The organism is Fundidesulfovibrio magnetotacticus (genome assembly GCF_013019105.1).
Lineage (GTDB): Bacteria > Desulfobacterota > Desulfovibrionia > Desulfovibrionales > Desulfovibrionaceae > Fundidesulfovibrio > Fundidesulfovibrio magnetotacticus.
Genome location: NZ_BLTE01000020.1, coordinates 14,466 through 27,234, shown reverse-complemented (window position 1 = coordinate 27,234; position 12,769 = coordinate 14,466). Strand labels below are relative to the sequence as shown.

Genomic DNA, 12,769 nt, shown 5'->3' with positions numbered 1-12,769 from the left:
GCGGTGTTATAGCATGGAGAGGGAGGAGCGCATGGCCGTTTCCGAAGAAAAGAACATCTATCTCGTGGGTCCGCGAGCCTGCGGCAAGACCACCGTGGGCCGGATGCTGGCCCAGTCCCTGGGCCGACCCTTCGTGGACCTGGACGACGAATTCGTGGAGACCACCGGACGCACCATCGCCGACGTGGTGGAATCCGAGGGCTGGGACAGTTTCCGGGAGCTGGAGACCACCGTGCTGGCCGCCGTGGCCGCGACCCCGGGCCACGTGGTTGCCACTGGCGGCGGGGCCACGCTCAAGGCGCGCAACCGGGAAATCCTGGCCGAGGGCGTGGTGGTCTACCTCCAGGCCGACCCCGAAAAAGTCGTGGAACGCCTCATGGCGGAACTCAAGCCCGCCCAGCGCCCCGCCCTGACCGACCTCAACCTCGAGGACGAAGTGCGCAAGACCGTGCGCGAGCGCGAACCCTACTACCTGGCCTGCGCCCACCTGGTGGCCCCGGACCGCCCGCTGGAAGAGCTTGCCGAAAGGCTCGCCCGGGAACTGGCCGACTGGTCCGAATAGACGCGCCGCGCCCCCGCAAGCGAACCGGCCCGGTGTGGGCCGGAGCCCATAAACCCCCGGCCCAGGCCGGGAGGAGGCCCGCCATGAAAGTGCTCGCTTGCCTCGATCGTTCCGACCAGGCCCCCAGGGTGCTCGAAAACGCCCTGGAGCTGGCCACGTGGCAGAAGGCCGAACTGGTCTTCGTCACCGTGGTGGAGGACTTCATCGACTTCGGGGAGGGCGTCTCCACCGACTTCCAGGACATGTTGCGCTCCGAGGGCCGCAAGGTCCTGGACCTGGCCCTGGCCAGGGCCAGGGACACCGGGGTGGCGGCGCGCGCCGTGCTGGAAGAAGGACCCTCGGCGGCCGACGCCATCCTCGCGTTGGCCGAGGAGGAGCACCCGGACGTGATCGTCATGGGCAGCCGGGCCAAGTCCGGCCTGGACCGTTTCCTGATCGGCAGCGTGGCCAGCAAGGTGGTGACCCACGCCTTCTGCTCGGTGCTGGTGCTGCGCTGGGGCGAGCCTCCCAAGCGCAACCGCCCCGCCCCCGCCGAGGACGGCTTCCCGGCCTGACCCGTCGGAGACCTCCCGCCTGACCCTCCCGTGAAACCGGCCCCCGCCCTGCAAGGACGGGGGCTTCTTCACGTCAAGGGGCCTTGGGTTCCAAGATGAAGAACGATCCCGAAGCCTTGGCCGCAAGGCGTCCGGCCGCGTCGCGCACCTGGGCCTCCACGCTCACGATGCGCCGCCCCGCGTGGACAAGCTCCGCCGTGGCCGTGAGCGCGCCCTCTAGCACGGGGCGAAAGTAGCGAACGCTCATCTCCACCGTGGCGGTGCGCCGTCCCGGCTCCAGGTTCGCCAGCACCACGTGGGCCATGGCCTCGTCGGCCAGCGCGGCCAGGAGCCCGCCGGCCATCACGCCGCCGCCCTGCACGAACTCGGGCCGGAAGGGCAGCTCCAGCACGGCGCGCTCGCGCTCCAGGGCCACGGGTTTCACGCCCAGGAAGGCGAAGAGGGGATTGACCGTCTGGCCGGGCCTGCGCACGTCGTCGAGGTAGCTTCGGGGCATGGGGATGGGTCCGTCGGGCGGCCGGGCGAAACGCCCGGCGCGGGGTCAGTCGTTGCGGAAATCGTCGCCGGAGTGGGGCCGCACGGGCAGGACGAAGTAGAAATTGTTGCCCTGGGGCGTGGGCTCGTAGCCGGACTCGCCGCCGTGCAGGGCCACCACCTCGCGGATGAAGTAGAGGCCGTGGCCCGTTCCGTGCTCGCCCTGCGAGTTCTCGCCCCGGAAGCCCTCGGAGAAGAGCTGTCCGGCCTGCACGGGCGCGATGGGCTGGCCCGAGCTGAACACGTTGAACTTGATGCCGTCGCGCCCCGGGGCGAAATGGTTCTTGAGCACCTGCCAGCCGTAGGACATGAACTTGCGCTTGCGCCCGGTACCGTCGTCCACCTCGCGGGTGTACTTGACCACGTTGGAGAAGAGGTTGGCGTACACCTGGGAGATGAGCCCCATGTCGGCCACCACCTCGATCTCCTGGTCGGGCACGCCGCCCATGGAGGTGTCGATCTCGATGCCGCGCTCCTCCAGGCGGGCGCGGTAGCGCTCCACCTGGGGGTCGATCACCTGGCTCTTGAAATTGCACTTGCGCTTTTCCAGCACGTAGCGCCCGGCCTCGAAGTGGCTGGAGCGCAGCAGCGTCTCCAGGAAGAGGCTCGTGTTCTGGTAGTGGCTGAATATCTCTTTGTACTGATTGAGAATGGCGTTGTAGAAATATTCGACATCCTGCTCAAGACGGGAAAAATCGAGTGCAAGGCTCTTGTCCAGCTTGAGGCAATGCTCCATGAGCCCGTGGAACTTCTCCTGGTAGGAGCGGATGAGACCGATGCGCGCCTCCAGCCGCTTGTAGAAGAGTTTGAAGAACATGTTGGGCACGATGACGTTGTGCCCGATGTCCTTCACGAGGTTGCGGATGAACTGGACGTGTTCCTTGTTCTTCAAGCTTATGAAGCGGTTGTGCAGCTGGAAGCCGATGCGGTTGGCGTAGCGCCCCCAGAAGAGCCGGTCGTGCTCGGTGAGGGTGTCTGCGGGGAAGATCTCCAACATGCCGATGGAGTCGCCCTGGGGCTTGAAAGGAAGCTGGGAGAGCAGTTCCCGGTTGCCCTTGATGGGGATGCGCAGGTGCCCTTCCTTCACCACGGGTTCCTGGGCGAAACGGATCTCGCCGTCGTGGGCGGGGCAGTGGGAGGCGCAACAGCTCAGCACGTCGTTCTGGCCGTCGATGACGTAGAGGGTGCATTCCAGGTTGAAGAGCGTCTTGGGGATCATGACACAGAGGGCGTACACGTCCTCGACCTTGGTGAACTCCTGGGCCAGGTCGAAGAAGATGTTCAGGGCCACGCTCTGGAGCTGCGTGAAATTGTAGGCCTTGTAGTTGTCGAGCTTGTCGACGATGCGCCGGGACACGATGTCCAGCCGCGCCAGGTGCTGTTCCTGGGCGTGGCCCGGTCCAACCGGTACGGGCGGGCAGTCGGAAGGGTCCATGGCCGGCTCCTGGCGTGTGCTGGTTCAACCGTTGTGCACAGCATTACACTCCTGAAGCCGCGAACACAAGAAGAAGCCGGTGCAATCGGGCGTCGCGCCGCCCGGGAGGCTTCAGAGCTTGAGGGTGATCACCGTCTCGCCCGGGGTGAAGCCCTTGAGTTCGCGCAACATGCCCGCGAGGCCAGCCTTCAGCATGCGCGCCACGAAGGGGTTTAGCCCCAGGGGCACGCCGTTCATGGTCACCGAAATCTCTCCTCCCTGGGCCGTACAGTCCTCGGGCGCGGCTCGGCCGGCCACGATCTCCACGGCCAGCTCGCGGCAGGAGGCCCGCCCGCAGCCTCCGCAGTCCAGCCCGGGCAGCAGGAAGCCGCGCTCGGCCGCGAGACGGGCGAGCTTGGCGACGTCGCGTTCGGCAGGCACGCCGTCCACGCCCTCGGGGCCGTACACGGCAAGGGCCAGACCGCCCTCCCCCGCGCCCAGTTGCCGCGCCTGGGCCTGATCGGCCGCGATGACGATGCGCGGCATCACGCCCAGGTCCTTGCCGCCCTCCACCACCACGGTCCGGCTGCCCAGCAGCGCCAGCATGTCGCGCAGGTGCTTCTTCTCCCGCCAGAACACCGCGGACTCGGCCTCGCCGATGGCGGCCGAGGCCACGGCCCGGGAGAGCAGCTTGGCCGTGTCGGTGCCCTGCTTGTCCAGGCCCGCCTGATGGGTGAACTTGAGCGCCGCCGGGGCCAGCCCCAGGGCCGTGAGCCCTTCCAGCAGCCCGGCCGCCAGGGTGGTCTTGCCCGTGTCCTTGAAGCCGACGACGTTCACAGCGCGCATGGCCTGTTCTCCGTGATTGCAGGTTGGAGCCCCTCGGGGGGGGACAGACGGTACACCTGGTCGCAGCAGGCGTCCAGCCACTCGCCGTCGTGGCTGACGATCACGGCGGTGAGCCCCCGGCGCTCGCGTGCGGCGCCCAGAGCCTGGGCCACCAGGCCGGAGCTTTCGGGGTCCAGGCTGGCGGTGGGCTCGTCCAGCAGAAGCACGCTGGGCGACAGCGACAGGCGCGAGGCCAGAGCCACCCGGCGCGCCTCGCCCCCGGAGAGCTCCCACCACCAGCGGCGCAGGTAGCGCGCGGGGTCGAGCCCCACCAGGTCCAGGGCCTGGGAGGCCGCGTCTCCCTCGGGCACGCCCCGGGCCTTGAGCCCGTAGACCACGTTGTCCTCCACGCGGCGGCGCAGGAGGGCCGGGTCCTGGGGCATGAGCACGGCGGCGCGGCGCAGGGCCACGTCGCCCACGCGCCCGGGGCGTCCCAGAAAGAGCACCTGACCCTCGTCGGGGGTCAGGAGGAAGGCCAGGATGGAGAGCAGCGTGCTCTTGCCCGCCCCGTTCGGCCCCCGGATGCCCACGATGCTCCCTGCCTCCACGCTCAAGGCGTCGCAGCGCAGGGCGGGCCGCCCAGAGAAAGCGTGGCGCAGGCCCGAAACCTTGTAGACCAGGCTCACCGCGCCCCGCCCCGCCGCTTGAGCAGCGCCAGCAGCCCGTTGACCGCCATGGAGATGGCCAGGAGCACCATGCCCAGAGCGATGCCCTGGGCGAACTCGCCCTTGCCCGTCTCCAGGGCGATGGCCGTGGTGATGGTGCGCGTATGCCATTTGATGTTGCCGCCCACCATCATGGCGATGCCCACCTCGGAGACCACGCGCCCGAAGGCGGCCACCACTCCGGCCATCACGCCGTGGCGGGCCTCCCAGAGGATGCCCAGGAGCAGCTGGCGGTTGTCCGCGCCCAGGGTACGCAGGGTCAGGCGCAGGCGAGCGTCCATCTGCTCCACGGCCGAGGCCGTGAGGCTCACGAGCATGGGCAGGGCCAGCAGGGCCAGGCCCAGGGCCATGCCCGGCACAGTGAAGAGCAGGCCCATCTCGCCGAAGGGGCCGCGCCGCGAGAGCAGCGCGTACACCAGAAGCCCGATGACCACCGTGGGGAAGGCCATGAAGGCGTCAGAGAGGGTGCGCAGGGCGCGCTTGCCGGGAAACCGGAAATAGCCCAGGCAGAATCCGGCGGGCAGCCCCAGGGCCAGGGCCGCCGCCATGGCCAGGGCCGTGGCCTCCAGGGTGGCGGCCACGGCGGAGAAGGTCTCGGGATCGCCCGAGGCGAGCAGTTCGCCCGCCCTGGCGATTCCGTCGAGAAGATAGCTCATGGATGCGGGGTACGGCGCGGCGTGTCTCCGCCGCGCCGCAACGTCATGTTATTTCTGGGCGTTGGGGAAGAAGAGCTGCTTGCCCATCACCTTGAAATCGGCCACCACCTTCTGGCCCTCGGTGGCCATCCACTTGGCGAAGGCCTCGGCCCATTCGTGCTTGGCCTTGGGGCACTTTTCGGCGTTCAGCGTGATCACGCTGTACTGGTTGCGCAGAGGGGCGTCGCCCTCGATGACGATGGCCATGTCCTTGGCCTCGGGCATGGCCTCGAACTTGATCCAGGTGCCCCGGTCGGCCAGCACGTAGCCGCCCTTCTCCGCCGCCATGCGCATGCACTGGAGCATGCCCTGGCCCGAGGAGACGTACCAGGCCTCCTTGTCCGGGGCGTCCATGCCCGCGGACTTCCACAGGGCCAGTTCGGCCATGTGGGTGCCGGACTTGTCGCCCCGGCTCACGAACACGGCCTTCTGCCCGGCGAGGGTCTTGAGGCCGTCGGCCACGCTCTTGCCCTTGATCTTGGCCGGGTCGGCCTTGGGGCCGATGAGCACGAAATCGTTGTACATGATCTCGGTGCGCGCTTTGCCCGCACCCTCTTCCAGGAACTTCTTCTCGGCGGCGGGGGCGTGCACCATGAGCACATCGGCGTCGCAGTTCTTGCCGATCTCCAGGGCCTTGCCCGTGCCCACGGCCACCCAGCGCAGCTCCACGCCGGACTTCTTCTTGAAGGCCTCCGCCAGCACGGGCAGGAGTCCCGTGTCCTCGGTGCTGGTGGTGGTGGCCATCATGAGCACCTTCTCCTGGGCCCAGGCCATGCCCGCCAGGTTCAGGAGCGCGGCGAGAGCGAGCGCAACGATGTGTTTCGTCTTCACGAAAACCCCCTTGTGTCTGTTTTGACACACTTGCCAGATGGGCCGACACTATGTCAATCAGGACACATGGACAAAAACGAAACCGATCTGGCGCGGCTGCCCTGTCGGCAGTTCAAGGACGGAGCCTGGCGGGACTTCGACGACGACGCGGCCTTCGAGGTCTCCGTGACCCTCGACGTGCAGGGCCAGGGGATCAAACGCCTCTGGGCCTTCCCAACGGACCTGCGCGCCCTGGCGCTGGGGCAGGCCCTCCTGGACCTCGCCCCGGACGGAACCGTCCCCCGCGTCGAGGCGTTGGGCGAGCGCGCCTTCGCCGTGCGCTTCGAGCCCGGCGCGCCGCCCCCGGCGCGTCCCTGGCCCGGGGCGCTCACGGCCCGGGACATCCTGGAGGGCGCGGGCCGCTTCATGGAGATGGCCGGACGCTGGGACGCCACGGGCTGCTTCCACAGGGCCGCACTCTACGATCCCCTGGAGAAGGCCTTCGTGCGCCACGTGGAGGACATCGGCCGCCACAACTGCCTGGACCGCCTGGCGGGCTGGTCCCTGGAGTCCGGCACGCCCCTGGCGGGACAGGTGCTCTTCGTCACGGCCCGGGCCACGGCGTCGCTGGTGCGCAAGGCCGTCACATCGGGCTATGCGGCCATGGTGAGCCGTTCGGCCGTGACCACGGCCGGGGTGGCCCAGGCCCGGGAGGCGGGCATGACGCTGGCGGGCTTCTCCCGCGAGAACCGTTTCAGCATTTTTTCGGATCCGCATGGGCGCATCCTGGCTCGGGACTGAGCGCGACTCCACGGCCGCACCTGGGCTCGCGCCCGGGGCCGCCGCTTCGGCCCCATCGGGTGCCGCGCCGGAGCCCGGGCCCGTGTCCGTCCCGACATCCGGCCCGGACGCGGCCCCGCCCGCGGCCGTGATCCTGGCCGGCGGCCAGAGCCGCCGCCTGGGCCGTGACAAGGCGGCCGTGCTGATGGAGGGCCGCACGCTCCTGGAGCGCGCCGTGGCCCTGGCCGGAAACTTCTGCGCCGAAGTGGCCGTCTCGGGGCGCGATCCCGGCCCCCTGCCCGGCGTCTCCTGCTGGTTCCTGGACGAGCGCCCCGGCAACGGCCCCATGGGGGGCATCCTCACGGCCCTGGAGCGCTTCCGCGCGCCCTGCCTCGTGCTCTCCTGCGACCTGCCCTTCCTGGACCGGTCCACCCTGGGGACACTCCTGGCGGCGTGGCGCACCCGCCCGCCCCATGCCTTAATGACCACCTTCGCCCAGATCGAGACCGACTACATCGAGGCCCTCGTGAGCGTCTATGAACCCGGAGCCGCCGATGTGATGCGCCGCGCCCTGGACCAGGGACAGCGCAAGCTCTCCCGGGCATTTCCGCCCGCCCTGCGCCACGATGTGCCCTACACCGTGGCCAACGCCCGCCCGTTTTTCAACGTGAACACTCCCGAGGAACTGCGCCAGGTGCCGGGAACCGGCTCGCTCTAGCGCAGCGTCCTCGCGATCCGTCCCTGCGGATTGCCCGGACACGCAGACAGACGCTCCCACCGAAAGCACGGTGGGAAACACCCCAAGATCTCCACCTCCTGATGCTCCGGGACGGATGCGGCGAAAGCCGTCCGCCGTGGGGCAAAGCCGCCCTGCCCCATTTTGCGCCCATGCCGTGCGCCCAGAACCACACCCGGGATGCGCGCCATACGTCGCGCGTGACAGTAGCAGACGCGCCGCCCCTCCCGGCCCAATGAAGAACGCCCCGGGGCGCCTAGGCGCTCCGGGGCGTTCCACCGTTCGGGGGAGGGATGGCCTCAGCCGGTGCGGAAGGAGGTGATCAGAGCCTCCAGCTGCCTGGAGCGCTCGGAGAGCTCCGACACCCCGTCGGCGGAGCCGCGCATGCCGCTGGCCGTGGACGAGGTGATGCGGCTGACCTCCTCCACGATGCGATTGATCTCCTCGCTGGAGGCGGACTGTTCCTCGGAGGCGGCGGCGATGGATTGCACCTGCCCGGTGGTCTCGTCCACCAGCACCACGATCTCCTCAAGGGCCTGGCCGGAGCGTTCGGCCAGCCCGGAGGCGTTCTTGGCCGCCTCGGCGGCGGACTTCACGCGCCCCACGTTGCGCGTGGTGCCGTCCTGGATGGCGCGGATGGAGTCGCCCACTTCCTTGGTGGCGGTCATAGTCTTTTCGGCGAGTTTGCGAACCTCGTCGGCCACCACGGCGAAGCCGCGCCCGGCGTCGCCGGCGCGGGCGGCCTCGATGGCGGCGTTGAGGGCCAGAAGGTTGGTCTGGTCCGCGATGTCGGAGATCACGCCCAAAATGCCGCTGATGGCGCGGGCCTGTTCGCCGAGGGTGGCCATGTCCTGCTCCAGCTCGGCGGCCATGCGGTCAACCTGGCCGATGGCCGTCACTGCCTTGGAGACCACGTCCTGGCCTTCCTGGGCCTTGTTCTTGGCCAGGGAGGCCTGCTGGGCCGCATTGGAGGCGCTGCGGGCCACTTCCAGCACGGTGGCGTTCATCTGTTCCATGGCCGTGGCGGCCTCGGCGGTCCGCCGCTCCTGCACGGACATGTCCTCGCTGGTCAGGTCGATCTGCCTGGAGAGCTGAGTGCTCACCACGCTGATGCCCTGCACCACGCCTTCCAGCTGTTCGGCGGCGGAGAGCATGCCGTCGCAGCGCGCGGCCTCGGCCTGGGCGTGGGCCTCTTCGGCCTTGCACCGCGACACTTCGGCCATCTGGGCCTGACGCCCGGCCTCGGCGCTCTTCTCCTCGGCTTCGGCGATCTTTTCCTTGATGGATTTCACCATGTCGCGCAGGGCGTCGGCCAGTTCGCCCACCTCGTCGTTGCGCGCCACGTCGAGGCGTTCGTTGAGGTTGCCCTTGGCCACAATCTTGGCGAAGCCGATGGTGGTCAGGATGGGTTTGGTCAGTCGTCGGGCGGCGTAGAGGCCCACGCCCAGCATGAACAGGCCCACCACACCGGCGGAGCCAAGCACGCTCCAGACGATGCCGCGCTGCACGGCCTCGATGCTGGCCCGGTCCTTGCCGATGAAGAGCATCCCCCCCACCTTGCCGCTGGAGGTGACGAGGGGCCAGTAGACCGTGTCGTAGAGTTGGCCGAGGATCATGTTGCGCGATTTGAACACCCCGGACTTCTGGAGCACCGTTTCGATCACCTTGGGGTTGTCCATCCTGGTGCCAACGACGCGCTTGCCCTCGCGCAGGATGGACGTGGTCTCACGGGTTTCGTTGTTGAAGAGCGTGCATTCCACGCCCATGTCGCGCTTGACCTCGTCCACGAACTGATGGGTGCCCAGGTTTTCGCCCAGGGCCACCGCGCCCACCAGCTTGCCGCCCAGACGCACGGGAGCGCCGCCGCGCACGGAGAGCTTCACAACAGTGCCCTCCTCGATGCCCACGGTCTCCTGCCCCTGGAGGGCGCGCTGGATGGCCAGCTGATCCATGGCGGAGTCGCCTGTCTTGTCGGAATGGCCGCGCGCCACCACCACGCCCTTTGCGTCGGTGATGGTGAGGAAGTCGATCTTGGTGCGCTGCAGAATGGTCTTGGCGTGCTTCTGGAGGAACGGGATGTCGCGCGCTTCAATGGCCTGCGCCAGGGCCAGGTCCGACGCGATGAGGAACGCCTCGGCCAGGGTGGCCTCTTTCATGGTGTCGAGCTTGGACTGCACGGCGCGTTGCCTTGCTTCCAATTCAGCCGTGGCCTGGGAGTCGAAACCTTCGGTAATGAAATGGTTGGTCGTCAAAAAGATTCCTAGACTCACCACCAAAATGCAGGCCACCACCAGAAACGCGATCTTGACCGACAGCGAAACGCGCATAGCCACCCCTTCCGGTTGATTATCCCCACGAAGAGGTTGCTTATGATATCGCCACAAAGATGTAAACTACCACGCCCCCCTGTCACCAGCTTGTGATCATTAAATAAATAACCCTTTATGGTAGGATATGGCCGCCCCGCCCGAACCTCGAACGCCCCAAAAAAAAGCCCGCCCGCGCACTGCGCGGACGGGCCTTTCCATTGCGGGGAAGCAACTACTCGGGCTTGGCCTGCTGGAGCAGTTCCATGGCCTGGAGGAGCTTGGCGGCCTGCTCGGGATTGTCTACCTGGGTGGAGAGGTAGGAAGCCTTCTGGGCCATTTCCATGATCAGGGTGCCCATGACCATGCGCTTGGACTTGGCGGGCAGGTTCTCAAGTTCGGCCATGCGGGCGTCCATGACGCCGACCTTGGCGGAAATTCCAGCGACGTCCTTCGTGAGGACGTTCACGCTCTGGTTGGACTTGAAGAACAGCACGCCGGCGAGCAGCACGGCGACAAGCGCCAGGATGAGGGACATGCGGCTGATGTCCTGGGAAGTCTTGGCATTGAGCTCGGCTAGGGAAGGCACCTCGTTCTCCTTGGGCTTGCGGAATTCGTCCATGGAAACAACCTTTTCCTCAGGCTTCATGTATCTCCTCCTTGGAATGCTGGACACGATGCGGGCGGAATCCTTCAACGATTCCGTTTTGACAGTATGACAGGTTTCCCCTGCCCTGTCCAGGGCGGCTCGGATCATCAAGGGAAGACCGACGCTTGCGCAGGCGCTGGAGAAGTCCGCGAACGCAAGGGCTTTCAGGGCAAGATTGCCCGTGAGCACCGTCTAGACAACGCGCAGGAGCCCGTCCGGGGCAGGTTCGTCCAGCACCCGACCCACGCGTGCGGCCACGTCGCCTCCCTGTTCGAGGAGCCTCACGGCCCGCCCGACCAGTTCCCCGGGCACCGCCAGAAGCAGGCCGCCGGAGGTCTGGGCGTCGAAGACCATGTCCACCAGTAGCGGGTCCACTCCGGCAGCGATCCGTGTCCAGGCCTGGAAGTGCTGCTTGTTGGCGTGGCTGCCTGCGGGCACGAACCCCTGACGAGCCAGGTCCAGGGCGTCGGGCAGCAGCGGCACGGAGGTGGCGTTGATCTCCACGGCCCAGCCCGAAGCGCGGGACATTTCCAGGGTGTGTCCTCCCAGGCCGAAACCGGTCACGTCCGTGGCCGCCCGCAGCCCCAGCTCGCGCACCACGGCCCCGGGCACGGCGTTGAGGCGCGAGGCCACGCGCCAGATGCTCTCTTCCAGCGCTTCGCACCCAGGAAGTCCAGCCTTGACGGCTGTTGCCAGCACCCCGGTCCCCACCGGCTTGGTGAGCACCAGTTCGTCCATGGGGCGAAGGCCCCGGTTGGTGGCGATGCGCCCGGGCTCCACAACCCCCGACACCGCCAGGCCGTACTTGATCTCCGCATCCTCGATGCTGTGCCCTCCGGCCAGAGCCGCCCCGGCCTCGCGCACCTTGGAAAGACCGCCGCGCAGCACCTCGCGCAGAATGGCCATGTCCATGCACTTCGCCGGAAAACAGACGATGTTCATGGCAGCATACGGCTCGCCGCCCATGGCATACACGTCCGAAAGGGCGTTGGAAGCGGCGATCTGGCCGAATCGGTAGGGGTCGTTCACCACGGGGGTGAAGAAATCGACGGTCTGGATCAGGGCCTTTCCGGGAGGAAACGTCAGAACCGCGGCGTCCTCATTGTCTCCCGAGCCCGTCAGCAACCTCGGATCGTCTGGGATTTCCAGTTCCCGCAAGACTGCCGCCAGGTCCCCTGGGGCGAGCTTGGCGGCTCAACCGGCAGCTTTGACGGTATCGACGAGTCTGAGAAGCGGCTGCATGGATCAGGCGCCCGCGACGGTGTTGAGGTAGTCCATGAAATAACGCATGGCGGGAAACACGTGTCTCTTGGCGTGGCGCACCATATGGAAGGAACGCTGCATGGTGAGCCCGGACACGGACACCTGGATCAGGTTGCCCTTGGCCATGCATGGCGCAACGGCCAACTTGGATGAGACGCACAGTCCCAGTCCGTGCAGAGCGCATTGCACCACCGCTTCATGGCTGCGCGCCTCGATGACCGTGTTGAGTGTTCGGATGTCCTGCCCCGCCGCGCCCAGAGCCAGCTCGAAGGCCTTGCGGGTTCCGGAGCCGTGCTCGCGCATAACCCACGGCCAATTGCGCAAGTCCTCCACCGCGATGGACGGCGTGCCCCCGTCGCACAACGCCTGCAAGCCAGGAAGTTTGCGAGAGCCAAGAACCGAAAGCTCGTCCTCTATGAACGGTGTGAACACGAGTTCGGGATCGCTCACCGCCAGCCCGACAACACCCAGAGCGAGTTCTCCCCGAGCCACGGCCCCGATGATGTCCTGGGAATCGCCAACCGTGAGCCGCACGCGCACGTCGGGATAACGCCGGGAGAATTCGGCCAACCTCTCAGGCAGAAGATAAGTGGCGGGAATGGTGCTACCTCCGATGAGCAACTCTCCGGCCACTTTTTGCTGCAAAAGCTCAACCTCTGCCCGCGCCGTCTCCAGGGCGGAAAACACCTGCAAGACGTGGCGGTAGAGGATCTCGCCGGCCTGGGTGGGAAGGATAGTCCTTCCCAGCCTGTCGAACAGCTGAGTGCCAAGTTCCTGCTCCAAAGAGAGCACATGGGCGCTGATGGTGGGCTGGGAGAGGAAAAGCCCCTGTCCGGCCTTGGAAAAACTGCCCAACTCGTACACTTTGCGGAACGCTTCGAGACGTCGTATATCCATGGAAGGGATTGGTACTATC

14 protein-coding genes are annotated in these 12,769 nt (G+C 67.2%); 4 read left to right on the top strand and 10 right to left on the bottom strand.

Annotation, left to right across the window (positions count from 1 at the left end; translation table 11 throughout):
- Positions 1-31: 31 nt before the first annotated feature.
- Together aroL and NNJEOMEG_RS17770 are read left to right on the top strand one after the other, a co-directional pair.
- Entirely contained in the window at positions 32-562 is a 531-nt protein-coding gene (aroL, locus tag NNJEOMEG_RS17775; protein WP_173086813.1) for a shikimate kinase AroL, read from the top strand.
- Positions 563-645: 83 nt separating this feature from the next.
- Positions 646-1,116, top strand: coding sequence for a universal stress protein (locus NNJEOMEG_RS17770; RefSeq protein WP_173086812.1), 471 nt, complete (start codon positions 646-648; stop codon positions 1,114-1,116).
- Between the two features lie 73 nt (positions 1,117-1,189).
- Here NNJEOMEG_RS17770 and NNJEOMEG_RS17765 read toward each other — a convergent pair whose 3' ends face one another.
- The 6 genes from NNJEOMEG_RS17765 to NNJEOMEG_RS17740 form a co-directional block, all read right to left on the bottom strand.
- The gene (locus tag NNJEOMEG_RS17765) at positions 1,190-1,612 is read right to left on the bottom strand and encodes a PaaI family thioesterase (RefSeq protein ID WP_173086811.1); all 423 of its coding nucleotides are present in this window, start codon (positions 1,610-1,612) and stop codon (positions 1,190-1,192) included.
- Between the two features lie 45 nt (positions 1,613-1,657).
- The gene (locus NNJEOMEG_RS17760) at positions 1,658-3,085 is read right to left on the bottom strand and encodes a sensor histidine kinase (RefSeq protein ID WP_173086810.1); all 1,428 of its coding nucleotides are present in this window, start codon (positions 3,083-3,085) and stop codon (positions 1,658-1,660) included.
- Positions 3,086-3,196: 111 nt separating this feature from the next.
- Positions 3,197-3,910, bottom strand: coding sequence for a molybdopterin-guanine dinucleotide biosynthesis protein MobB (locus tag NNJEOMEG_RS17755; RefSeq protein ID WP_173086809.1), 714 nt, complete (start codon positions 3,908-3,910; stop codon positions 3,197-3,199).
- Positions 3,898-4,575, bottom strand: a complete 678-nt coding sequence (locus NNJEOMEG_RS17750) for an ABC transporter ATP-binding protein (protein WP_173086808.1) — start codon at positions 4,573-4,575, stop codon at positions 3,898-3,900. Before NNJEOMEG_RS17750 ends, NNJEOMEG_RS17755 begins: the two co-directional genes overlap by 13 nt.
- Positions 4,572-5,270, bottom strand: coding sequence for an ABC transporter permease (locus NNJEOMEG_RS17745; RefSeq protein WP_173086807.1), 699 nt, complete (start codon positions 5,268-5,270; stop codon positions 4,572-4,574). The genes NNJEOMEG_RS17750 and NNJEOMEG_RS17745 overlap by 4 nt, the downstream gene beginning before the upstream one ends.
- A 48-nt stretch (positions 5,271-5,318) precedes the next feature.
- Complete coding sequence (locus NNJEOMEG_RS17740; RefSeq protein WP_173086846.1) at positions 5,319-6,083, bottom strand: ABC transporter substrate-binding protein; 765 nt, start codon at positions 6,081-6,083, stop codon at positions 5,319-5,321.
- 123 nt (positions 6,084-6,206) lie between these two features.
- On the opposite strand from NNJEOMEG_RS17740, the gene NNJEOMEG_RS17735 reads away from it, so the two are divergent.
- Together NNJEOMEG_RS17735 and mobA are read left to right on the top strand one after the other, a co-directional pair.
- Positions 6,207-6,920: a formate dehydrogenase accessory sulfurtransferase FdhD gene (locus tag NNJEOMEG_RS17735; RefSeq protein ID WP_173086806.1), complete on the top strand. Its 714-nt coding sequence runs from the start codon at positions 6,207-6,209 to the stop codon at positions 6,918-6,920.
- An 82-nt stretch (positions 6,921-7,002) separates the two neighbouring features.
- Positions 7,003-7,617, top strand: a complete 615-nt coding sequence (gene mobA / locus NNJEOMEG_RS17730; RefSeq protein WP_235957022.1) for a molybdenum cofactor guanylyltransferase — start codon at positions 7,003-7,005, stop codon at positions 7,615-7,617.
- Positions 7,618-7,934: 317 nt separating this feature from the next.
- Here mobA and NNJEOMEG_RS17725 read toward each other — a convergent pair whose 3' ends face one another.
- From NNJEOMEG_RS17725 to NNJEOMEG_RS17710, 4 genes are all read right to left on the bottom strand, one after another.
- Positions 7,935-9,962: a methyl-accepting chemotaxis protein gene (locus tag NNJEOMEG_RS17725; RefSeq protein ID WP_173086804.1), complete on the bottom strand. Its 2,028-nt coding sequence runs from the start codon at positions 9,960-9,962 to the stop codon at positions 7,935-7,937.
- A gap of 214 nt (positions 9,963-10,176) precedes the next feature.
- Positions 10,177-10,590 carry a hypothetical protein gene (locus tag NNJEOMEG_RS17720; protein ID WP_173086803.1) on the bottom strand — a complete coding sequence of 138 codons (414 nt, stop codon included), beginning with the start codon at positions 10,588-10,590 and terminating at the stop codon, positions 10,177-10,179.
- Positions 10,591-10,782: 192 nt separating this feature from the next.
- On the bottom strand, positions 10,783-11,832 hold the full coding sequence (gene selD / locus NNJEOMEG_RS17715; RefSeq protein WP_173086802.1) for a selenide, water dikinase SelD: 1,050 nt from the start codon (positions 11,830-11,832) through the stop codon (positions 10,783-10,785).
- A gap of 3 nt (positions 11,833-11,835) precedes the next feature.
- Entirely contained in the window at positions 11,836-12,750 is a 915-nt protein-coding gene (locus NNJEOMEG_RS17710) for a selenium metabolism-associated LysR family transcriptional regulator (RefSeq protein WP_173086801.1), read from the bottom strand.
- Positions 12,751-12,769: the final 19 nt, after the last annotated feature.